The following is a 22,351-nucleotide window of genomic DNA, read 5'->3' as shown; positions in this document are numbered from 1 at the left end:
ATAGAGGTGTATTAACCTTTTTAATGCTTATTTGCTTTACTGGCCTCTTGAGAGGTCAGACTGGCGAACTGTGTAAATGGATTAAAACCTTTGATGAACCCATCATCCTAGACTCCCTTACAGTCTATCCTGAATCCATTAGAATTAAATCTCCCGTTTCGCAAGTAGATTTTAAATTCGAGCTCAGCAAAAACACCATCCTAATTCCCAAGCAAGGTTTAGATTCCGTTTTAGTATGCTATAGAACCTTACCATTCGATCTGCACAGCCCTAAAGCCAATAAAACCCTTGATATTTATGATTCAACAGCACTTTTTAAAGATGCTATTCGGTTTCAGCAGCAGTTAGCATTACCGAAAAGAGAAGAAATCATTACTACGGAAAACATCACCAAAACCGGTAGCATAACAAGAGGAGTATCCTTCGGGAACCGACAAGATGTGTTTGTAAACTCAACCCTCAATCTCCAAATGGAAGGGCAACTGACCGATAATGTAAACCTAAGGGCCGTTATTACCGATAGGAATGTGCCATTTCAACCAGATGGTAATACTCAGCAGCTACAAGACTTTGATAACGTTTCCATAGAATTATATAACGAGAACTTTTCCCTAAAAGCGGGCGATGTTGTTTTGAGAAATGGCAATTCGAATTTTTTGAGGTTTTATAAAAATGTTCAAGGCGCACAGTTTAAAACTAAGTATGAATTGAGCGGTGGCTTTAAAGCTGAAACATCCGTAGCGGGTTCTGTGGCAAAAGGGCGTTTTGCGTCTATCTCTATCGATCCAATCGAAGGTATCTTAGGCCCATACAGAGTTAGAGGGCCTCAAAATGAACGATTTATTATTATTCTAGCCGGTTCAGAAAAGGTCTATATCGATGGAGAACTACAAACGCGTGGTTTCGACAACGACTATATTATTGACTATAACCTTGGAGAAATTACTTTCACTAATAAAGTATTGATCACAAAATTTACTCGAATACGAGTTGACTATGAATTTTCAGACCAAAATTATACAAGGTCTATTTTTCAAGCAAGCCACTACCAAGCCAACGAGAACGTCAATTTTACATTCAACTATTACAATGAAAAGGATAACCGAAATCAGCCACTTGCTTTTGATTTAACTGGTGATGACAAAAGAGTCTTAGCAAATGCAGGAGATAATTTAAATCAAGCATTTACCAGTCGAGTTGATAGTGTAGGGTTTACCCAAGACATAATTCTATATCGTAAAACCGTTGGTCAAGACGCCGCGGGTACTAATTTCGATATCTTTCAATATTCCACTAATCCAGACAGTGCATTCTTCAGCGTGCAGTTCACGGAAGTAGGCCAGGGCTTTGGAAATTACGTACTCCTAAGTTCCACCGCCAATGGGAGAATTCATCAGTGGATTCCGCCAGTTAATGGAGTGCCTCAGGGTAATTTCGAGCCGATTTCTTTAATAAATGCGCCCAATCAAAAATCAATGATTACACTAGGCGCAGGAGTCAAACTAAACCAATTTGATCAGTTAGAAGGAGAAGTAGCATTCTCAAAAAATGATATAAACCTGTTTTCAGAATTAGATGCCGACGATGATGATGGAAGTGCTATAAAGTTAATTCATCGCAGCACCGATAGACCCTTAAGTTTTGCGACAGATTATAAATTCAATTCAGAAATTGCTTTTGAACACGATAATGAATCCTTCTCGTTTATTGATCGCTTGAGGTTTATCGAATTTGATCGTGATTGGAGCTTTAATCCATTAGAAGTTAATCAGCCTGCAGCCGAGAATATTTTGAATGTCAACCTTGATCTATCTAAGGATAATGCGAATAGGTTTAACTATAGAATGGTCCATAGAAAAAGAGGAGATACACTTGGGGTAAACGGATTTCAACATCACTTTAAAATTGCTAAACAGTTAGGGAGAATTCAGGCAAATTTCAACGCGTTTTTAATGAACAATGACCAAATCACTTTAAGCTCTGAATGGAATAGACTGAATCTTGATGTGGCTTATAAAAGTAAATGGTTTGTTCCCGGGTATAGGTACCGACAAGACCGGAACCAGGTACTAAGAACATCTGATCAGGCAGTTGTAAGCACGGCAATGAACTTCACTGAACACACTTTCTACCTTAAAAACTTAGATACTTTAAAAACCACATATGGGATAGATTATCAGCTGAGAGAAGACAGATTGCCAATAAACGGTTCCCTTTTAGATAATAATAGATCAGAAACTTGGAATGCTTTTTTCAGAACTGATATTGATAATACGAATAAGCTATACCTTCTTTTTACCTATCGAAACCTGGAAAACCTAAACGAGTCAGGGACTAATGCCAACGACGAAACCATTATGGGAAGGTTAGATTGGAGTGGAACTTTTTTCGACCGAGTAATCCAGTCAGAACTTAATTATAACCTTTCCAATAGTAGAGAACTCAAGCGAGAGTTCATATTTATTTTGGTGCCTACGGGGCAGGGTACTCATACTTGGAGAGATGACAATGGCGATGGAGTACAAGACCTAAATGAGTTTTACATTGCCATAAATCCAGATGAGAAAAACTACGCTAAGATTTTTGTACCCACCGATACTTTTGAAGAAGCCTTTAGTACAATCATTTCTTATCGATTCAATCTTAACTTGCCTAGATCATGGAGTAAGGAAGGTGGCTTAAAGAAATTTCTATCTCACTTTTCCAATAATACTGCATGGTCGCTCAACAGTAAAATCATCGATGATGATTTAGGAAGTCGCCTCTGGCCAGTTGATGTGGCTGACGAAGCTACGCTAGCCTTAAATGAAAACGTACGCTCAACACTATTCTTCAACAGGTCTAGCGCAAAATTTGGAGCCGATATCGGTGTAGCGCAAGTGCAAAACAAGCAGTTATTGCTCAACGGATTTGAAAGACGGGCCAATAAGGATCTACGTTTTCATATGCGTTGGAATGTTAATCGGAATGTGAATTTGGACATCAATTATATTGATGGAAGTAGAGGTAACACTTCTAATGTATTGGTACAAAGGAATTATCAAATTGAGCAATCTACGGTTCAACCATCACTCTCATGGCAGCCATTTAGTGCTTTCAGGTTTACTGGAAGACTTTCTAGAAAAGACAAGCAGAACTTTTTTGTGGAAGGGAGTAATGAAAAGGCTATTCTGAATGAGATAGAGATGAATATGCGTTACTCTAAAGCGACAAAGTCTACTATCAGCAGCACTTTCAAGTTTGTGGATATTGACTTTCAAGGGGTAGAGAATTCCCCCGTAGGTTACGAACTCTTAGAAGCATTAAGACCAGGGCAAAACTTAACCTGGAATATAAATTGGCAGCAAAGATTAGGGAAAGGGTTACAGTTAATACTCCGCTATGATGGCAGGAAATCAGCAGAGAGTAGGGCAGTTCACCTAGGAAGAGTTCAGGTAAGTGCTCTGTTCTAAAACCTAACTAGAGCTGAAAGAAGTTTTAATAATAACTCAAAAAAGGAGAGTTGAGTTGAAGCTCAGTCTAGCTCATCCCTTTGAATCGTCTCATCATTTTATTCGCGAACACGAAATCGTCAAGTGCTTCAACACCAGAATGCATAATGTCTTCATTATTTCCTTCCCAAAGTTTTTTGGTATCGGAAATAAAGAGAATGTACTCACCAATTTCCATAACGGAATTCATGTCATGCGTAACAATTATTGTCGTGATTTGATACTCATCTGTGATCTCCTGCAATAATTGATCGATTTTGATCGATGTTCTTGGGTCTAGACCAGAATTTGGTTCATCACAAAATAAGTACTTAGAATTATTTACTATTGCCCGAGCTATACCAACACGTTTTTGCATACCCCCACTTATTTCAGAAGGCATTCGGTTGTTTGTATTCTCTAGTTTAACGCGTTTGAGTACAAAGTTTACCCGGTCAAGTTTTTCATCCTCAGGCATATCGGTCAGCACGTCAAGCGGAAACTTAACGTTTTGCTCTACATTTTTTGAATCGAAAAGTGCACCACCTTGAAAAAGCATGCCTATTTCACGCCTGATCTCGGTTTTAGTATCACGATCGGCATTGATGAAATTTCTTCCGTTGTATAAAACTTGTCCAGCATCTGGCTGAAAAAGGCCTACAATATTCTTTAACATTACGCTTTTACCAGAACCACTTGCCCCAATGATAAGGTTCGTTTTACCCTGCTCAAAAACGCCACTAACGTCGTCGAGAATGATTTTGTCATCAAAAGACTTCACAAGGTTTTTAACTTCTATCATCAGACTAAAAGTAATTGAGCTAAAACAAAATCACTAAAAAGTATCGCTATACAACTTACCGTAACCGCCCTTGTGCTCGACTGTCCTACTTCTAAGGCACCACCTTTAGTATAATAGCCCATATATGCTGAAATGGTAGAAACTAAGAAGGCAAACACTACAGATTTTATTAGCGCGAAGTAAACACTGAATTCATTGAATTCAAGCCTCAAGCCAGTTAGATAATCAGCCGTACTTAAAACACCGCCAAATTCAGCGGCAAGATAACCACCACCAATAGCTAAGCTACCGGCTAGGATCACAAGGAACGGGTACATTAAGAGCGTTGCTACTACTTTGGGCAGTACCAAATAAGAAATAGGATTTATGCCCATTACTTCTAAAGCATCAACCTGTTCTGTAATACGCATCGTACCAAGGTTACCAGCAATACTTGAACCGACTTTGCCGGCAAAAATTATTCCTGTAATGGTAGGTGCAAGCTCTAAAATGGTTAAATCCCTAACAACAAGACCTATTACATTATCAGGAATCAAAGGGTTTACAAGGTTATACGCAGTTTGTAGAGTGGAAACAGCACCCATGAATACAGATACAATGGAAACCAAGACAATGCTGTTTATACCTACTAGAATACACTCATCTATCGTAAGTTTCGCGTAAGTCTTAAATGACTCGCGATTTTTAAAGAGAGCGCTTAGAAATAAAACGTACTTGCCTAGATTCTGCATCTAATAAAAAATTATTCTTTATGCGTCAACAACTGGTAAAATAACAAAACTTGAATCAAAGGTTTCTGAAAAGATCAAAAACTAATACCAGTTTGACGAACATTATTCTTTTGAGATGAATTCCCAAGAAGAAACTATCTTTAGAAAATTAAGGTGTCGGTCAGTAAACCCGATTAATTATAGATAACAATATTGATGTTAAGATATGAGAAAACTAGCGGTAATAAGTAGTGGAACAAAGGGTATAGGAAGAGCAACCGTTGAGAAATTCTATTACGCCGGATTCGACATTGCCACATGTGCTAGAAACCAAAGCGATCTCGATGCCTTAAAAAAAGAACTAGAAGAAGGTGGTCTAGGTACTATCCATATACTGCCTACCGATATGTCTAAAAAAGTGGAAGTAGAGCGTTTTGCAAAGCTTATTAATGACTTGAAACAGCCAGTTGATGTTCTACTAAACAATACAGGCATATTTATTCCAGGTTCCGTACACGAAGAGGAAGAAGGAAGTCTAGAACAGATGATCGAAACGAATTTATATAGTGCATACTACCTAACGCGTGCTTTAATAGATGGGATGAAGGAAAATAGGAATGGCCATATTTTCACAACAGGATCAATCGCAGGAATTCAATCTTATGCCAATGGTGGTAGTTACTCAATCTCAAAATTCGCACTGCATGGATTCACCAAAGCACTTCGTGAAGAAATGAAACCACATGGTGTCCGTGTCACTTCTTTACTGGCAGGGGCAACATATACCGCGAGTTGGGAGGGAGTGGAACTACCAGAGGACAGATTTATGAAAGCTAGCGACATAGCCGACGCTATTTTCAATACGAATGCTTTATCCAAACAAACTGTGGTTGAGGAAATATTGCTAAGACCTCAGTTAGGAGATATTTGAATTCAGTTTAAGATCTGTTTTGGATGTTTTACGCTTAGTCAAGTATAAATAGCAAGCATTCATATTTTCATCTAACATTTAAGCGCATTTCAAGTTATCTTTGAAGCAATTAAAAGCCCATGAAATCTAGCGTAGCTTCCACTAAGAAATATTGCAACAGTCTGGTTCAATATAGCCGTAGAAAAACTATCCCTGTACAGGTTGGCGATGTGGTGATTGGTGGAAATAATCCGATTGTCGTTCAGTCTATGACTACCATAGACACCATGGATACTATGGGTTCCGTTGAGCAAACACTAAGAATGGTAGAAGCTGGTTGCGAAATCGTTAGAATCACTGCGCCAAGCTTAAAAGAAGCCGAAAACTTAAGAGCTATAAGAGATGAACTAAGGAAACGTGGCTGCAATGTACCACTGGTTGCCGATATTCATTTTACCCCAAATGCTGCTGAACTAGCCGCCCAAATCGTAGAAAAAGTAAGAGTCAATCCGGGTAATTATGCTGATAAGAAGCGTTTTGAGAATATTGAGTATACCGACGAAACTTACGAAGCAGAGTTAGACCGAATCCGCAAGCGATTCACCCCGCTTGTAGAACTTTGCAAAGCACATGGTACTGCTATGAGAATTGGCACCAACCATGGTTCCCTTTCAGATAGAATAATGAGTCGTTATGGTGATACCGCCTTAGGGATGGTAGAATCAGCCTTAGAATTTTTAAGAATCTGTGAAGACCTCTCATACGATCAGATTGTTATCAGTATGAAATCGAGTAACGCTCAGGTGATGGTTGAAGCTTACCGACTACTTGTAAACAAGTTGGAAGAAGAAGGGCTGAAGCCTTATCCATTGCATTTGGGAGTAACTGAAGCAGGTGAAGCCGAAGATGGAAGAATAAAATCAGCCGTAGGAATAGGAACCCTTCTGGAAGATGGTTTAGGAGATACTGTGAGAGTGTCCCTTACGGAAGAACCAGAGCTGGAAGCTCCAGTGGCAAGAAAGTTAGTCGATCGATATGCGACGAGAAGCAGCCATAATGAAATCAAGAGCATAGGTGAATCTCCAATCGATCCATTTGCCTATCATAAAAGAGGGACAAGAGAAATAGTCAACATAGGGGCGACTAACGTGCCACGCGTAATAGCAGATTTCAGTCAGTTAGAAAATGTCGGGATTAAGGACTTAAAGTCTATTGGCCATTTTTATTTACCAGAGCCAGATAAATGGACAATGAACGATCAGGGTGCCGATTTTGTGTATTCTGGAAGCCAAGTAATTCCTTTTATGCTACCCAATGGTATCAGGTCACTGATCGATTATCCTGTTTGGAATAGTCTTGAAGACAAAAAGAATAGGCATCCTGTTTATTCCCTGAAACAATTACAAGCCGCAGAACAGTGCGATGACACACTGAACTTCTTGAAGCTGAGCGCCGATGATCTCGACGATGAAACAATGGCGATTTTGGAGGCCGATAACCTTACCGTTTTGTTAGAAGCCAACAATGCTCATAAAATGCCAGCGCTGCGCAGGTTCTTCTTTGAGCTTGAAAAAAGAGGATTAAAAGTTCCTGTCATCATTACAAATAATTATCAAGTAAAGGATGAAGAGCAATTTCTGATAGATGCTTCAACAGACATTGGTGGCTTATTAGTAGATGGTTTTGGCGATGGAGTTATGCTTTCTGCTCATAGTTCGGATGACCTTGATAGACTGAAACTAAAAAATCAAACGGCATTTGGGATTCTTCAAGCTGGAAGAACGCGGATGACAAAAACAGAATATATTTCCTGTCCAAGTTGTGGCAGAACCTTATTCGATTTGCAAGAAACCACGGCAAAGATTCGTAAACGTACTGATCATCTAAAAGGTGTTAAAATTGGCATCATGGGCTGTATTGTTAACGGTCCTGGTGAAATGGCAGACGCAGATTTTGGCTATGTAGGGTCTGGCAAAGGGAAAATCACTTTGTACAAAGGACAAGATGTTGTGAAAAGAGGCGTACCATCAGAGCACGCTGTAGACGAGCTAATAGAAATAATTAGGGCAGATGGTAAGTGGATGGAACCGCAAGCCGTAGAATTTTAGAAGTATGTCAGAAGAAAAGAATAATACAGAAGAGAATAAGAAAGTGAAATTGACAGCTAAAGAAGCCTTTGATTTCGGTCCTGTTTGGGGTTATTTCTTTAGGAAGAAAGATGCTGATAGACCTAGTAACTTCAATTTGAAAGCAATGCACACGGTCAATAAAATCTCTATTGTCATGTTTTTGATTGCAATGGCTGTGATAATTGGAAGGTTTATCTCCCGAATGTAACCGAGGATAATTAAATTGAACTCAATGTTTATAGATGAGTTCAGAGATTACTGTATTGCTAAACCAGGTGTAACTGAAGAAACACCATTTGGGCCAGACACATTGGTACTGAAGGTAATGGGTAAAATGTTCGCCCTTACAGGTTTAGATCATTTCGAGTTTATTAATCTAAAATGTGAGCCTGAGAAAGCTGCTGATTTAAGAGAGCAGTGGGAGGGAATACGGCCCGGTTGGCATATGAATAAAACCCACTGGAATTCCGTTTTCGTTGATGGATCTATTTCTGACAACATGATCAGAGAACTGATCGATCATTCTTATGAATTAGTTGCCAGTAGCTTGAGTAAAAAGCTAAAAGAAGAACTAAAAACGCGCTAAGGCACCTGCTTTAAGGCGTAATTATGAAAGCTGTAGTTGTCGTAGTCAGAAACGCTTAATTCAATCCAAGCCAGGAAACGACTCGTTCCAATATCCATTCTTACCGCCACGTACTTATTCTGAAGGCCATTCCATAAACCAGTTGTAGTTTGTCCATCTAGGACTGCTAAGGCAAGTGAGTTAGCCATACCCCAAGTTGTTGAGAGTACAGTAGTTGTTTCGCCTGCATTTAGAGGGGCCACATTACCAGATTCATCAAGCAGGATTCTAGTAGAGGTATTATTTGTAGTGATGGTTAACCCTTTCGGATTTCCGCCGAAATCTTCATACGCTCTGATGATGATGTCGATTTCATTGTCAAAGTTGATATCTAATTCTCTTACATTAGAATGAACTGCATCTATTTGAACAGTTATAGGTGAATTCAAACCCAATTGAACAATTCCTTCACCAGAAGCATCACCCATTACGAGTTGGCGTTGTTCATCCGTTATTCCACCACCATCATCGTTACCACAAGCGACTAAAAGTAAAGCAAAACAAAGCAAAGGGAGTTTGTAAATGGAATTCATGTTCATGAGCAATTAATTATTTAAGTCTGCCAATATAAGGTTTGTGGTTTAATTGGGTTTTCAAATGGTGTATTTTCCTCTTGACATTTTTCATATCTGGCACGTATTGCATTGTACCATTTAGCCTGCATATCAGGGTCGCCCATTAGCATCAGCGGAGGATTGTTGTTCAAACCTTCTTTCAGTTTTTGGAAAACGTCAACATCCTGCTGGATAAAAGTATCTGCAAAACGATAGAATATTGGCCTGAGCCATTTAAACCATTTGATATCGGTATAGATAAACTGAGTTAATTCCGTTTGGTGCTCGTTTATAGGAGTAAGTGTAGTCATGATAAGGATATCATTATCACCCACTTTGATGTGTTCAATCCGGATACCCGGAATCTGAAAGCTTATTTCAGTTGTCTGCTCTTTTTTTAGAATTTTATAAGCAGCGGAGTTTTTAGAAGGCGCATGCCTCACCATTTTAAAGCCTAAATGGGAAGGGGCAAAGTTCTTTTCTTTCAGCTTTAGGTTATTGCTCTTCCTAAAAAACCAAGATTGGTGAACAAAGGGTACGTGCGCAGGATCTATTAAGCCGATAACAGAATGGTCTAAACTACAAGCCATCGGTTTTGCCGTTACCAGATCGAAAGACTTGTCTTCGGGGAGTGGAAATTGAGGAAAAAGGCTTTCATCAATATCTTCAGGCTTGCGCATGTCCTTCGGCAAGTAAATCATTACCAAGCCATGAACTTCCCTTACGGGGTAGTAAGGCGCACGTACTTTCGTAACGTCTAATTTAGAATTGGGGGGTAGTGCTGGTATTTTAGTGCAAGTTCCATCAGTTTTAAATCGCCATCCATGATAGCAACACTCAATCTCACAACCATCAAATTTGCCATAAGTAAGAGGGATTCCTCTATGTGGGCATTGATTTTTTAAAGCAAATACTTTACCATGCTCATCTCGACCAAGGAGTATTTTCTCACTATCAATTTCCTTTTCTATGGTAGCTCCTTTTTTAAGCATGCTACCATGGCAGGCCATATACCAAATGTTGCGAAGGTTATTCGATTTGCTTGCTTTCATTCAACTACAAACATAATGAATAAGATGCTTATTGAGATATGATTAAAATCAGAGTATTTCTAATAGGTCTGCTTTATTTAAAACAGTAGCAAACTCTTCGTTCAAACTAGCAAGTGCAGTTTGGTGAATTATTTCTGCAGGGAAGACGCTGCCATCCAATCCTTTTCTATCAAAAGTAGCCGTGGCATCGGCAATGAGGTAAACTTCGAAACCGAAGTTTCCTGCCATTCTTGTTGTGGTTGAAACGCAGTGATTGGTTGTAAGGCCTGCAATTACCAATGTGTCGATATTCTGGTTTTCCAATCTTTCTTGCAGATCGGTACCAATGAAAGCTGAATTTACATTTTTAACTAAAAGAGGTTCACCATCCATTGGTTTTAAAGCCTCTAACATCTCAAAACCCGGTTTGTCTGGGTGTAATTCCGACTTTGGATCTTTAGATCCGTGAATTACATGAAAAATGGGCAATCCTTTCTCTCTCCAAGTATTGAGTAATTCCAAAGCCACTTCTTCGGCATTTGGATTATTTCTATTTCCGCCCCAATGATCTTGTTTTGCCCAGCCCTTTTGAAGGTCTATGAGGATTAAGGCAGTGTTTTTGTTAGTGAGACTCATGGCATAAAATTGAGTCGTAAAAGTAGTATCAATTATTTAAGGATAGGTTTTAATACCTCCAATTTGCCATCAATTTTGGGTAAAGAGGTAATTCCTAGGACATTCGCGATCATGGGATAAACATGAATGTTTCTGAACTTTTCAATCTTCAAGCCCGATTTAAAGCTTGGTCCCTTGGCATAGAAAATCGCACCCATATCTATGGTTTCATCTGGATCAAAACCGTGTTCTCCACGATAGGATTGGTTTTCAATAGCTCCAGACTTCCTTTGAGGAGAAGTGAGGTAGTGGCCTGGGTTCATTTTGATGAATAAGTTGCCAATTCTGTCATGTGTACCATAATGCCAATGTTCGGGCATTTCCGATTTAAAGAAAACTTCGTAATTGGTACTCGTCTCACGAGCCCTGAGTTCACTTGCCACTTCTTTTAGGTAGTCCATGTCTTCGCTGTAAAAATGGCCGTGTGCTCCATTACTCACAAATCGAACGCGTTCAGAATCGATACCCTCCAATAGATCTGGAACGGTAATGTAGCTATCCTCTTCTGGAGTGATTTCGTTCATACCATGATCTGACGTAACAACAATATTGATTGGAAGGTCTATCTGATCGACAAGCGACATTAGCAATCCTAAAAGTCTATCTGCTTCAAGCACTGCTTCTTTCGTTTTTTCTCCGTTTGGCCCAAAACTGTGTCCGGCACTATCCACAAGAGAGAAATAGAGCGATATGAAGTTTGGTCTTTCACTTTCTGGTAGTTTTAACCATGCTATTACAGCATTAACTCTTTCGTCATTCGGAATATCACCATCATAAATGTGATAGTAATTTGGGTAGCTACCAGCGATAGAAGTTTCTGAACCCACCCAAAAATAGGAAGCTGATTTCATGTTGTTTTGCTGTACCAATTGCCAAAGCGGAAGCCCTCCATAAAAAGCTGGGTTCTCAACAACTTCTCTATCGCGGATGCTATAACTCAGGTCAAGATTAGCATCATAAAAACTGTTATCAACCAGCCCGTGATTGTCTGGGTACATTCCTGTGACAATCGTATAGTGGTTTGGAAATGTTTTGCTCGGGTAGGATGGGAGCATTGCTTGTGCGGCAACACCGTCTTTTATTAAAGCCTTAAAATTTGGTGTATCATATTTTTCAACGTAGTCATGCCGAAACCCATCGAAGGAAATGAGTATTACATAAGGCGGTTTCTCCTCCTTTTCTGTCTGTTGAGCACAAGAAAGTGAGCTCAATAGTAAAATAAATAGATTGAGGATGTAGTGTTTTTTCACAGTCTTTGTTTTGTCATGTAAATTAAGCCAAGAGCACTTTTTAAATCATGCAGACTTGATTACTAGTGTATTAAGGTTTTGTGTTTAATCGAGCATTTCTAAATCGAAATCTAAAGTCAATTTCAATTCATCAGTAATCGTTTTTGCTAAGCCTTTGGTGCGACTCATTTCATATTTATAGAAAAACTTCATGGTATGAATTTTCCCTTCTAACATTACTTTTTGACTACTATTTCCCCCGATTGCTTTGTGAGATGCCGTGGCAATTTTAAGCCACTGCCAGCCAATAACAACTGTTCCGAAAAAGTCCATAAAAATGGTGGCATCAGATAGATATCGCTCAAAATCTCCCGTTTTAGCAATTGGTATTAGTTGTCCAAGTACTTGTTGAACTAAGTGCAGGTTTTCACCCAATGTTTTGCCATAAGGTTGTAAGTCTTCATAGGCATAAGCTGCCTTAATATCGGTTTGAATTTCTTCTCCTAACCAAGCGAGCACTTTTCCATGCTTTAGGCCAACTTTTCTACCCAGTAAATCAAGCGACTGAATTCCTGTGGTTCCTTCATAAATGGATATGATTCGAATATCTCGGTAGTATTGTTGCAAGATAAAGTCCATGCAAAAACCATAGCCGCCTAATACTTGCAAGCCTTGACTAACGGATTCTAGTCCTTTTTCGGATGGATAAGTCTTTACAATCGGGGTTAGCAGTTCTAAAAGCAGGTTATATCGTTCTTTTTCTTCTCCTTCAGCCAAATGTTCAGCATCTAAATACTGAGAGGCTTGTAAAATCAAGCTTAATGAACCCTCAACAATTGATTTTTGATGAAGCAACATTCGTTTCACATCAGGATGGTTGATGATCAATGTCTGATCCTGAGCTAAGTCTTTATCTCCGGTAGAGGTGAGTTTTCTGCCTTGCGGACGTTCTCTGGCATATTGCAATGAGGCGTAATATGCAGCAGAGGCAATTCCAGCCCCCATTCTTCCGGTGGCGACACGTGCTTCGTTCATCATTTGAAACATGTACATCAAACCATGATTTTCTTCGCCGACTAACCAGCCTTCAGCCTCTTCGAAGACAAGGTGCGAAGTACAATAACCTCGCTGACCTAACTTCTCAAATTCACCAGCTACAATGACCTGACTTTTTTCCGCCAATTGATCGCCGTTCACTTTATGTTTTGGCACTACAAAAAGGGAAACTCCTTTGGTGCCTTCGGGTGCGCCTTCGATGCGCGCTAATACCAAATGGATAATATTTGAAGCAAACTGGTGGTCGCCAGAAGAAATAAATATTTTTTGGCCATTAATTTTATAGCTCCCATTGGAATTCGCGCTAGCCGAAGTGGTGATATCTGATAAGGAACTACCTGCTTGTGGTTCGGTTAGGCACATCGTACCCGTCCATTCCATATCTAACATCTTAGGTAAATAGATGTCTTTTAAAGTTTGGCTGCCAAAAGTAGCAATCAGATTGGCCGAACCTGCAGTAAGCCCGATATAACCCGTCACGTGATTGTTGGCTGCTTCCATAATATAGTATGCGGCATGAAAAAGCGCGTTGGGCATTTGTAATCCGCCATCTTCTTCGTTGAAAATAGTTGCCACTAAGCCCAGCTCCTTAGCTTGTTGAAAGATCTTCTCGAACTGTGGGTGAATAGTAATGGCACCATCTTTATAAAAAGAAGGTTTTTCGTCCATTTCCTTTATGTAGGGAAAAAGTTCGTTGTCGCTGAGCGTTTTTATAGAATCTAAAAACATGTCAACGCTGGCGCTATCATAAGCGGCAAAGCGACCTTTTCCAAGGCAACTATCAATTTGATGTACCTCGTGTAGGAAGAACTTAATCGTATCGAGGTTAGTGTATTGGCTTTCCATGTTTTGAAATTAAAGTAGTGGGGCTAAAAGTCTACAAAGTGATTCTTTCAATTTCTGTTTAATCCCTCTGTTTTCCCATTTATTCAGGTCTATTTTTTCAGAATGGCTTAAATCTTCATCGAACTGCTTATGCAAAATATCTACAATGTTATTGTCATAAATATAAGTGTTGACTTCGTGGTTCAAGTCGAAGCTTCTATAGTCCATATTGGCTGTGCCGACTGAGGCAAAACTGTCATCTATTAAGATAATCTTAGCGTGTAGAAAGCCTTTTCGGTACAGGTATACTTTTACGCCAGCATCGAGGAGTCGCTGAATAAATGATAATGAGGCGGCTTGGACTATTCTTGAGTCAGAATCGAATGGGATTAATAGTTCTACTGCTATGTCGCTTTTGGCTGCTGTTGTAATCGCGTCAATAATGCTTTCTGTAGGAATAAAATAGGGCGTGCTTATTCTAATTTTCTTTTTAGCCGATGTAATGGCAATAAAGAATGAGTCCATTATGCTGGCTAAGTCCAGTTCAGGACCGCTAGCATTTATTTGCACACAATGTGTTCCTACGCTCGGGATATCTGGGAAGTATTCACTTGTAGATTTAATCCGCTCCTGACTTACAAATTGCCAATTCAAGAAGAACAGAAATTGAAGGGTCTTTACGGCTTCCCCCTCAATTTTTAAATGAGTGTCTCTCCAATAAAGCTTGTTTTGTCTATCATTGATATAGCGATCATCTACATTTATGCCGCCTGTAAAACCAACATTTCCATCTACAATCACAATTTTTCTATGATCTCGGTAATTGATTTTACTCGTAAAAGAAGGGAAGAGTACCGGCATGTATTCTTTTAGCTGAACGCCACCTTTGATCATACGTTTAAAGAATGCTTTTTTCAAGCTCAACGATCCAACACCGTCAACAATCATTCTCACCTTAATACCTTCCTTAACTTTTTCTAGTAAAAGATCGGCTAGGCGAGAACCAATATCATGGTCGTCGAAAATATAGTACTCTAGGTGGATATGATGTTTGGCCTTATTAATGGCATGAAAAAGCGCCGGAAATTTCTCTTCGCCGTTATGCAAAACGGTCACTCGATTGTTGAGACTGATAGGGGATAAGTCTTTGTGCAGAAAACGAATCAACTTATCGTAACGCCCTTTGGCGTGGAGATCGGTTTGCTCATTTTTTAAGTAGTCTTGAATATAGGAAGGTCCAAAAGCTTGGTTGATGAGCCGCCTTTTGGCCATTGTCTTCCGTTTTCGAAGATTTTGACCGAAAAATAGATAAATGATTAAGCCCACGAAGGGTAAAAGTAGAAGGAGAAGTAAGTAAGAGTGCGTTTTTAAGGGATTCCTATTCTCTAAAAGTATCTGAACTACTACAAAGAAGATTCCGATGTAATACAACAGTAGTAAAAAGGGAGAAATGCTTTGCCAAAGGGCGATCATAGCTAAAGATAAGCTACTTCATTAATGATTTTATAAATGCTCCGCCAAAATCTAGCAAAGGCGTGGCAGACATAATCTTAATATCCTCTTTCATGGAGGTTTGTTCATCAAGGAATTTGAAAAAGCTTTTTGCACCAACTCTTTTGAACATTCCAGTAAAAATATCGTCGCCGGTAAACTTTTTTGATGCAAGTACATTGAGTAATGTCGCATCGTATTTTTTGAATTTTGTTTGTTGATAGGGAAGGTTGAATAGTGGATCTTTTTCCTGTTGCAGGTTTTGGACCATTTGTTTGAGTATATGTTGGCCTCTTAAAAAAGTATACCCCGTGGAAGGCTTCGCAAAGCCTCCTTGAATACCAATATTTATGACATGGTCGCTCACTCTCATTTTAAAGTGGTGATCAGTCATCGGTATTACTCCATATTCTTCCTCAATAATTTCGTATTCGTTTATACCAAGGCTTTCGATATAGCTTTTAAGACGAGTATCATACGCATCACCTTTCAGAAGTTCTTGGTTGAATAAAGTGTATTCTACCAAGGCTTTATGCGCGTTGAAGGGAAGTATATATCCAAAACGACAATCACCTTCTTGATCTAGGGTGAAGTCCATATAAGTGGCACAACCTGGATCGAATGATTTGCTTTTGGCTTGAATGATATAGCCTTTGAAATGTTGGAGCAAAGTAGTTGACTTAGTTCTATCAAGACTTGCTGGGTTGAAGGTGCTATCAAATACAAGGTTAGCTTGATAGGTTTCAGATTTCGTATGGACAATTCCGTTTGCCTCTATGCTTTTTATTTCCTCTTTAACCCATTTGACGTTATCCCTTTTAAGGAGGTAATCTCTCATGAAATTGTAAAAATCAATTCCTCTAATGAGCTTGTACTGATAAGGGGCTATATCGAAGACCTTATTAAAGCCAGTACCTTTAAATTGAATTTTTGACCAGGATTTGTAGACGAGGTTTTCAAATAAGTTTTCTTCCTTTTCCCAGAAGCACCAAGTTCTGTCATTCTTCGCCTTATCGTCTCGATCGATAATAAGAATAGATTTTTTGGTATCTTTAGATGCCGATAGCAAGAAAGCCAGCGTCAAACCACTCGCACCTGCACCTGCTATTATATAATCGACCTGCCTCATTTCTCGTTAAACTTACAAATGATTAAGACTCATTTTCGTTTTTCGTATGAATGATTAACTACTCTTGGTATTTAATGTTGAAAATAAGTTAAAACGGGATTTATAATTCCATAAGGCAATTGTTAAATTGCCGCCCCAATCAGGGAATCGAATGAATAAAACAACTATCACCTGTATGCTGGCTATATGCCTGTTGTGCTCTTGTGCTGTGCAGAAAATCTGCCCGGCCTATCATACGGCTTTTGTGCTGGATGAGGACGAACAGGAAAAAATGTACTCACTGTTTACAGTGGTAGAGGGTGATACTGTGCCAAAAAGACCTTACGGCTTTAAATATGAGGCTGATGGCGATTCACTAATGGATAAATTCCTGAAAGGTACTCCTGGTCGTGGCTTTAGAGTACAAGGAGGTAGAGTTCATTCTTACGAGAAGGCAGGCTTTACCTATGAAAACAGGAAAAAAGAACCGTTACTCGCCAGGGTGTTTAGGGGTAAAGAAAAGCCTGTTCTTGAAAACCCATACTTATTCGATCGGCTTACCAAGAAAAGACCTTATTATAAAATGGATCAGCTTGAAATGAAGCTCATTCATTTTAATCGCCCCAAATATGATAGTCTCTTAAAGGCTAGAATCGACAAACTAGATTCTGGAAGATATGACGCCTTGATGGCAGAAATGGAGATTGTACCCTTATACATGCGAGATCAGTTTGCGCCGTTGTTATCTCGAGGATTCAACGTAGAACAAGAAGAGTACAACAAGCGCTTTAAAGAATACTTCCCGAAAGAGAGTGATTTCGAACCTGAAATAGATACGCTTAGTCTACAGGACTTTATGGCGGATACCGCTTTGGTAGATACGACGGCAAAAAAGAGAAGACTCCTTGGCATATTTAAAAAGAAGAACCGTGCGGACAAGCCTAAGAAGGAGCGGAAAAGAAAAGCGAAAAAGAACAACGAAGAGGGCACAAAGGGAGAGGATAATCAATAATTTTCCCTAAGGGGGTAGGGTAATGTTAAGAGAGGTGGATTTAAACCTAAACAACATTATCAATTATGAAAGCCTCTAAATTTTTACTACGCATTTTTACTTTATTACTTGTTGCATTTGTCTTTAGCTGTGAACGAGAAGCGGATGATGAAGCACCCTTCGATCAGGCTGATCAAACTAGAAAATCAGGGTTAGTCGCAAGATATGCCGTCAACGGGAATGACCTTTCATTGATAAATTCAGGGCCTGCGGCATCTGGTTTTTTCAATCAAGCGCGACAAAATGAATTTTGGAATTTCTTTACTAACCTGATACCCGCGGATGCGAGATCCGTCATGAAAGAACTTGAATTGTTCGCAGATGCTGATGATGGCACCGCAGCTTATGTTTCTGCTATAGATCAGAATGATTTAAGCGTATGGGAAATGGGGCATAACCTTGACTTTGTTTGGGATAGAAACAATCAATTTGTGCCTGGAGAAACGGCATACACTTCCGTTCACGAAGTAGCGCATTTGTTGACCTTGGATCATACTCAAGTTAATGTCACGAACGGTGGTTGTAATAACTTCTTTACCGGAGAAGGCTGCAGTACTTCTAACTCTTATATCAATCAGTTTTACAACCGATTTTGGTCCGATATTTTCGATGAGAATCAAAGAATTAGACAGGATGATTTTGACGGTTATTATCAGTTTTACCAAAAATATAGAAACCGCTTTGTATCTGAATATGCTGCGACAAATCCTGGTGAAGATATTGCCGAATCATTTGCGACTTATGTAATGGGTGATGCGCCAACAGGGAATTCAATCGCTGCCCAGAAAGTAAAGTTCTTCGATGACTTTCCTGAACTAGTTACCCTTAAGAATCAAATTAAAGCCAATATTAACTTTGACGTAAACCTAGGAAATATCCTAGGGGAAAGATCGAAGCGATTTACCTCTCAAACTGGTGCACAGCCAAGGTTTTAGACGAAGTTTTCGTTCAAGGTGAAATACTTTTAAAGAGTATTTTACCTTATGCGTTAGTTCTTTTTTATGAAAGCTCCTTTAAAATAAAACTCATTATTTTCGGGTTTGCCGACATATTCATAACCCAAACTGTTATCGGAGATGATGTTAAATATTAAGACAGGAAACTCTTCTACAATAGTATTTGAGTCAGTAGTTGAAAGAAGTTTTAATTTGTATTTGCAATCATTTATCCATGTGACTTCAAGGTCGTTGGTATATGTTTCTGTTAACTCTTTCTGCTTTTTAGCTGTCCTTTCGACAGTAAACTCAAGTCCATTCAGTTGATAGGCAAATGTTCCTGATTTGGAATTCTCACAACCAAAGCGCTTTATATTGAATTGTTGCTTGAATGTTGACTGAATACTGTCAAAGGCAATTACAGCCATATCTTCGCCCATTTTCCCTCCGATCATTAAACTATATTCTGTTAATCTTGGTGCAGAATCAATCATTTTTTTACCTGTCTCAGAGCTATAGAAATTAAATATTTCATCAATTTCCTTTTCGGTGAAAATTTCTTTGTAGAAATCAGCTAATTTATTGAGTCCCTCAGATTTAAAAGAATCAACTAGCAAACTTTGGAACAACTCCCAATATTCATCTGACATCAAGTTAGTAGAGGCTTTCTTTTGAGATTCAATGAGGATTTCGATGATTTCCTTGAAATTTGATTCAGTCACAGTGAGATTTAACAGGTTTTTAACCTTATTATCTATATCACTTTGGCCAAGCACCGAAATAGCATTTGCAGATATAATCAATAGAGTTAATACGGTTATTTTTAGTGTTCTCATAGACTACACAACCAAGTTCACAATCTTTTTAGGAACGACTATTACCTTCTTCGGTGTAGCACCTTCAAGCCATTTTTGAACATTCTCGTTGGCTAATGCCGCGGCTTCGATTTGCTCTTTCGAGAAATCCGCAGGCAATTGCAATTTGGCTCTCATTTTACCATTTACCATTACAGGGTAGGTCAGTTCGTCCTCAGCTAGAAATGCCTCATTAAACTTAGGGTACGCGGCATTTATAATGCTTTCAGAATGACCAAGTAATGACCATAGTTCTTCAGTAATATGTGGTGCATAAGGTGATATAACTACTATTAGGTCTTGAAGAACGTTTTTGTTATTACACTTCAATGCCGAAAGCTCATTGACACAAATCATGAAAGTACTCACGGATGTGTTGAACGAGTAGCGCTCAATGTCCTTTTGTGCTTTTTTAATCGTTTTGTGCAATGCTTTCAATTCAGCCTTACTAGGTTCGGTATCGGAAACGGCCAAGTTTCCTTGCTCATCGTGGAACAATTTCCATAGCTTTCGCAAGAATTTATTGACACCATCAATACCGTTGGTGTTCCAAGGTTTAAACTGCTCTAATGGACCTAAGAACATTTCATACAAACGAAGGGTATCTGCACCATACCTTTCGATAATGTCGTCAGGGTTAACCACGTTGTATTTCGACTTGGACATTTTTTCAACTTCCCAACCACAGTGATATTTGCCCTCTTCTAAAATGAACTCGGCATCGGCAAGGTCAGGTCTCCACTTTTTGAAGCCTTCAGTATCTAAAACATCATTATAGCAAAGACTTACGTCTACGTGCATATCGATAGTTTCGTAGTCTGCTTTGAGCCCTTTCGACACGAATTTGTTGGTGCCTTTTACGCGATACACAAAATTCGATCTACCTTGGATCATGCCTTGGTTGATCAACTTTTTGAAAGGCTCTTGTTGATCGACATGACCTAAGTCAAACAAAATCTTGTTCCAAAAACGGGAATAGAGGAGGTGCCCAGTGGCGTGCTCTGATCCACCGATATATAAGTCTACATTACCCCAGTAAGCCTGTACCTCTTTATCTATGAATGCTTCTTCATTATGTGCATCCATGTAACGGTACCAGTACCAGCTGGAGCCTGCCCAGCCCGGCATAGTGCTCATTTCTAATGGGTAAACGGCATCATCTCCCTTTGGGCTGTACGTAAAGTTTTCAGCCCTGCCTAATGGTGGATCACCATCTTCAGTCGGAAGGTATTTGTCGATTTCTGGTAAAACGATCGGTAAGTCGTTTTCATCTACTAAATGTGGCACATCATCTTTGAAATAAACCGGAACTGGTTCACCCCAATAGCGTTGTCTAGCAAATATGGCGTCTCTTAATCGGTAATTTATTTTCCCTTTTCCGACACGGTTTTCTTCGGCAAACTCTATTGCTTTTGCGATAGCATCTTGACAAGAAAGACCATTCAAGAAATCAGAATTGATCATGGTGCCTTCTTTTGTTGCATCTGCTTTCTCGCTAATGTCAGCACCAGCTATAACGGGTACTATTGGCAAATCGAAGTGCTTGGCAAAGTCATAATCGCGTTGATCACCACAAGGAACTGCCATAACAGCTCCTGTACCGTAACCTGCCAATACGTAGTCAGCAACCCAAACAGGGGTTTTTTCTCCGTTATAAGGGTTAATTGCGTAACTACCTGTAAATACGCCAGAAATTGATTTGACATCGCTCATTCTATCACGTTCAGAACGAGTAGCAGCTTGCTGCACATAGGCTTCAACCGCCTCTTTTTGGTCAGGTGTGGTTAATGCCTGTGTTAACTCACTTTCTGGTGCCAAAGACAAGAAGGTTACGCCAAAAATAGTATCGATACGCGTGGTAAATACCTCGATTTTGATATCCGAATCTTCTACTTGAAAAGCTAATTCTGCACCGATGGATTTCCCAATCCAATTCCTTTGCATTTCTTTTAAAGGTTCCGTCCAGTCAATATCCTCAAGCCCATCTAATAAGCGTTGGGCATAAGCTGTAATTCTCATGCTCCATTGGCGCATGTTCTTTCTGATGACAGGGTATCCGCCTCTTTCTGAGAATCCATCTTTTACCTCGTCATTGGATAATACCGTGCCCAGTTCTGGGCACCAGTTCACGGCAGTTTCTGACAGGTAGGTTAAGCGATATTTTAATAAGAGCAGCTGTTGCTCTTTTTCAGTCCAAGCGTTCCATTCTTCTGCAGAAAATTCTGGAATATCTTCATCACAAGCGGCGTTTACATTTGCGTTTCCGTTCTTCGAGAAGATATCAATCAGCGTGTCAATGTGCTGTGCTTTCTGGGTGTTGTAGTCGTACCAGCTATTGAAAATCTGCATGAAGATCCACTGCGTCCATTTGTAATAGGAAGGATCGCAAGTCTGTACTTCTTTATCCCAATCGAAGGCGAAACCAATATTTTTAAGCTGCTCTTTATAACGAGCTATATTTTCTTTGGTGGTTATGGCAGGGTGTTGTCCAGTTTGGATAGCGTATTGTTCGGCAGGTAATCCAAATGCATCAAAACCCATTGGGTGCAATACATTGAAACCTTTATTTCTTTTGAATCGAGAAACAATGTCGCTAGCGATATAGCCCAGCGGGTGCCCTACGTGTAACCCGGCTCCTGATGGATAGGGGAACATGTCTAAAGCGTAAAACTTAGGCTTTGCAGTATCTTTAGAAGCTTTGAAGGTGTCATTGTCATTCCAAAAACGTTGCCATTTAGGCTCAATATTTCGATGGTTGTAATCCGCCATTTTTGCTATTCCGATTGTCTAATTCAAGTCTGCAAAAATAGTGTTTTTAGTGCCTTTAGAAATCGTTTTGAGTAATTATCTGCCAGCGAATGGATCAAATATCAGTAAGCGTAAATTTTAAGGTTTG

Annotated in this window: 18 protein-coding genes; 7 read left to right on the top strand and 11 right to left on the bottom strand. The window is 39.5% G+C overall.

Going from position 1 to position 22,351, the window contains the following annotated elements:
- The first annotated feature begins 23 nt into the window (after positions 1–23).
- Positions 24–3,452 (top strand): hypothetical protein, encoded by a 3,429-nt coding sequence (locus tag JXQ92_RS08630; RefSeq protein ID WP_421986199.1) that lies wholly within the window; start codon positions 24–26, stop codon positions 3,450–3,452.
- Positions 3,453–3,519: 67 nt separating this feature from the next.
- Here the strand turns inward: JXQ92_RS08630 and JXQ92_RS08625 are convergent, their stop codons facing one another.
- Together JXQ92_RS08625 and JXQ92_RS08620 are read right to left on the bottom strand one after the other, a co-directional pair.
- Positions 3,520–4,272, bottom strand: a complete 753-nt coding sequence (locus tag JXQ92_RS08625; protein WP_421986198.1) for an ABC transporter ATP-binding protein — start codon at positions 4,270–4,272, stop codon at positions 3,520–3,522.
- Positions 4,272–5,003, bottom strand: a complete 732-nt coding sequence (locus JXQ92_RS08620) for an MlaE family ABC transporter permease (RefSeq protein ID WP_421986197.1) — start codon at positions 5,001–5,003, stop codon at positions 4,272–4,274. Before JXQ92_RS08620 ends, JXQ92_RS08625 begins: the two co-directional genes overlap by 1 nt.
- A gap of 205 nt (positions 5,004–5,208) precedes the next feature.
- On the opposite strand from JXQ92_RS08620, the gene JXQ92_RS08615 reads away from it, so the two are divergent.
- The 4 genes from JXQ92_RS08615 to JXQ92_RS08600 all read left to right on the top strand — a co-directional run bounded on the left by JXQ92_RS08615 (position 5,209) and on the right by JXQ92_RS08600 (position 8,607).
- The gene (locus tag JXQ92_RS08615; RefSeq protein ID WP_421986196.1) at positions 5,209–5,913 is read left to right on the top strand and encodes an SDR family oxidoreductase; all 705 of its coding nucleotides are present in this window, start codon (positions 5,209–5,211) and stop codon (positions 5,911–5,913) included.
- Positions 5,914–6,032: 119 nt separating this feature from the next.
- Positions 6,033–8,000: a (E)-4-hydroxy-3-methylbut-2-enyl-diphosphate synthase gene (ispG, locus tag JXQ92_RS08610; RefSeq protein WP_421986195.1), complete on the top strand. Its 1,968-nt coding sequence runs from the start codon at positions 6,033–6,035 to the stop codon at positions 7,998–8,000.
- Positions 8,001–8,004: 4 nt separating this feature from the next.
- On the top strand, positions 8,005–8,229 hold the full coding sequence (locus tag JXQ92_RS08605; protein WP_421986194.1) for a DUF6728 family protein: 225 nt from the start codon (positions 8,005–8,007) through the stop codon (positions 8,227–8,229).
- Between the two features lie 24 nt (positions 8,230–8,253).
- On the top strand, positions 8,254–8,607 hold the full coding sequence (locus JXQ92_RS08600) for an MmcQ/YjbR family DNA-binding protein (protein ID WP_421986193.1): 354 nt from the start codon (positions 8,254–8,256) through the stop codon (positions 8,605–8,607).
- Here JXQ92_RS08600 and JXQ92_RS08595 read toward each other — a convergent pair.
- The 7 genes from JXQ92_RS08595 to JXQ92_RS08565 all read right to left on the bottom strand — a co-directional run bounded on the left by JXQ92_RS08595 (position 8,604) and on the right by JXQ92_RS08565 (position 16,636).
- On the bottom strand, positions 8,604–9,179 hold the full coding sequence (locus tag JXQ92_RS08595) for a hypothetical protein (RefSeq protein WP_421986192.1): 576 nt from the start codon (positions 9,177–9,179) through the stop codon (positions 8,604–8,606). The genes JXQ92_RS08600 and JXQ92_RS08595 overlap by 4 nt on opposite strands.
- A 20-nt stretch (positions 9,180–9,199) precedes the next feature.
- Positions 9,200–10,252, bottom strand: coding sequence for a Rieske 2Fe-2S domain-containing protein (locus tag JXQ92_RS08590; RefSeq protein ID WP_421986191.1), 1,053 nt, complete (start codon positions 10,250–10,252; stop codon positions 9,200–9,202).
- 48 nt (positions 10,253–10,300) lie between these two features.
- Entirely contained in the window at positions 10,301–10,867 is a 567-nt protein-coding gene (locus JXQ92_RS08585) for a cysteine hydrolase family protein (protein ID WP_421986190.1), read from the bottom strand.
- 32 nt (positions 10,868–10,899) lie between these two features.
- Positions 10,900–12,156: an ectonucleotide pyrophosphatase/phosphodiesterase gene (locus JXQ92_RS08580; protein WP_421986189.1), complete on the bottom strand. Its 1,257-nt coding sequence runs from the start codon at positions 12,154–12,156 to the stop codon at positions 10,900–10,902.
- Between the two features lie 84 nt (positions 12,157–12,240).
- Positions 12,241–14,037 carry an acyl-CoA dehydrogenase gene (locus JXQ92_RS08575; RefSeq protein ID WP_421986188.1) on the bottom strand — a complete coding sequence of 599 codons (1,797 nt, stop codon included), beginning with the start codon at positions 14,035–14,037 and terminating at the stop codon, positions 12,241–12,243.
- A gap of 9 nt (positions 14,038–14,046) precedes the next feature.
- Entirely contained in the window at positions 14,047–15,489 is a 1,443-nt protein-coding gene (gene cls, locus JXQ92_RS08570) for a cardiolipin synthase (RefSeq protein ID WP_421986187.1), read from the bottom strand.
- Positions 15,490–15,502: 13 nt separating this feature from the next.
- Positions 15,503–16,636 carry a lycopene cyclase family protein gene (locus JXQ92_RS08565; RefSeq protein ID WP_421986186.1) on the bottom strand — a complete coding sequence of 378 codons (1,134 nt, stop codon included), beginning with the start codon at positions 16,634–16,636 and terminating at the stop codon, positions 15,503–15,505.
- 151 nt (positions 16,637–16,787) lie between these two features.
- Between JXQ92_RS08565 and JXQ92_RS08560 the strand changes: the two genes are divergently transcribed.
- Positions 16,788–17,627 (top strand): hypothetical protein, encoded by an 840-nt coding sequence (locus tag JXQ92_RS08560; protein ID WP_421986185.1) that lies wholly within the window; start codon positions 16,788–16,790, stop codon positions 17,625–17,627.
- Positions 17,628–17,692: 65 nt separating this feature from the next.
- Entirely contained in the window at positions 17,693–18,601 is a 909-nt protein-coding gene (locus tag JXQ92_RS08555) for a hypothetical protein (protein WP_421986184.1), read from the top strand.
- Positions 18,602–18,654: 53 nt separating this feature from the next.
- On the opposite strand, the gene JXQ92_RS08550 is transcribed toward JXQ92_RS08555, so the two are convergent.
- Both JXQ92_RS08550 and leuS read right to left on the bottom strand, forming a co-directional pair.
- Positions 18,655–19,437, bottom strand: a complete 783-nt coding sequence (locus JXQ92_RS08550; RefSeq protein WP_421986183.1) for a DUF2059 domain-containing protein — start codon at positions 19,435–19,437, stop codon at positions 18,655–18,657.
- A gap of 3 nt (positions 19,438–19,440) precedes the next feature.
- Positions 19,441–22,224, bottom strand: a complete 2,784-nt coding sequence (leuS, locus tag JXQ92_RS08545; RefSeq protein WP_421986182.1) for a leucine--tRNA ligase — start codon at positions 22,222–22,224, stop codon at positions 19,441–19,443.
- Positions 22,225–22,351 lie beyond the last annotated feature (127 nt).

This window comes from Roseivirga sp., assembly GCF_049099775.1.
Taxonomy (GTDB): domain Bacteria; phylum Bacteroidota; class Bacteroidia; order Cytophagales; family Cyclobacteriaceae; genus Roseivirga.
This window is presented reverse-complemented; position numbering and strand designations above follow the sequence as displayed.

What these genes read in the sequence shown, in the direction of transcription:
- JXQ92_RS08630 (WP_421986199.1), top strand. Translation starts at nt 24, where the DNA reads ATGCTTATTTGCTTTACTGGCCTCTTGAGAGGTCAGACTGGCGAACTG.
- JXQ92_RS08625 (WP_421986198.1), bottom strand. Translation starts at nt 4,272, where the DNA reads ATGATAGAAGTTAAAAACCTTGTGAAGTCTTTTGATGACAAAATCATT.
- JXQ92_RS08620 (WP_421986197.1), bottom strand. Translation starts at nt 5,003, where the DNA reads ATGCAGAATCTAGGCAAGTACGTTTTATTTCTAAGCGCTCTCTTTAAA.
- JXQ92_RS08615 (WP_421986196.1), top strand. Translation starts at nt 5,209, where the DNA reads ATGAGAAAACTAGCGGTAATAAGTAGTGGAACAAAGGGTATAGGAAGA.
- ispG (WP_421986195.1), top strand. Translation starts at nt 6,033, where the DNA reads ATGAAATCTAGCGTAGCTTCCACTAAGAAATATTGCAACAGTCTGGTT.
- JXQ92_RS08605 (WP_421986194.1), top strand. Translation starts at nt 8,005, where the DNA reads ATGTCAGAAGAAAAGAATAATACAGAAGAGAATAAGAAAGTGAAATTG.
- JXQ92_RS08600 (WP_421986193.1), top strand. Translation starts at nt 8,254, where the DNA reads ATGTTTATAGATGAGTTCAGAGATTACTGTATTGCTAAACCAGGTGTA.
- JXQ92_RS08595 (WP_421986192.1), bottom strand. Translation starts at nt 9,179, where the DNA reads ATGAATTCCATTTACAAACTCCCTTTGCTTTGTTTTGCTTTACTTTTA.
- JXQ92_RS08590 (WP_421986191.1), bottom strand. Translation starts at nt 10,252, where the DNA reads ATGAAAGCAAGCAAATCGAATAACCTTCGCAACATTTGGTATATGGCC.
- JXQ92_RS08585 (WP_421986190.1), bottom strand. Translation starts at nt 10,867, where the DNA reads ATGAGTCTCACTAACAAAAACACTGCCTTAATCCTCATAGACCTTCAA.
- JXQ92_RS08575 (WP_421986188.1), bottom strand. Translation starts at nt 14,037, where the DNA reads ATGGAAAGCCAATACACTAACCTCGATACGATTAAGTTCTTCCTACAC.
- cls (WP_421986187.1), bottom strand. Translation starts at nt 15,489, where the DNA reads ATGATCGCCCTTTGGCAAAGCATTTCTCCCTTTTTACTACTGTTGTAT.
- JXQ92_RS08565 (WP_421986186.1), bottom strand. Translation starts at nt 16,636, where the DNA reads ATGAGGCAGGTCGATTATATAATAGCAGGTGCAGGTGCGAGTGGTTTG.
- JXQ92_RS08560 (WP_421986185.1), top strand. Translation starts at nt 16,788, where the DNA reads ATGAATAAAACAACTATCACCTGTATGCTGGCTATATGCCTGTTGTGC.
- JXQ92_RS08555 (WP_421986184.1), top strand. Translation starts at nt 17,693, where the DNA reads ATGAAAGCCTCTAAATTTTTACTACGCATTTTTACTTTATTACTTGTT.
- JXQ92_RS08550 (WP_421986183.1), bottom strand. Translation starts at nt 19,437, where the DNA reads ATGAGAACACTAAAAATAACCGTATTAACTCTATTGATTATATCTGCA.
- leuS (WP_421986182.1), bottom strand. Translation starts at nt 22,224, where the DNA reads ATGGCGGATTACAACCATCGAAATATTGAGCCTAAATGGCAACGTTTT.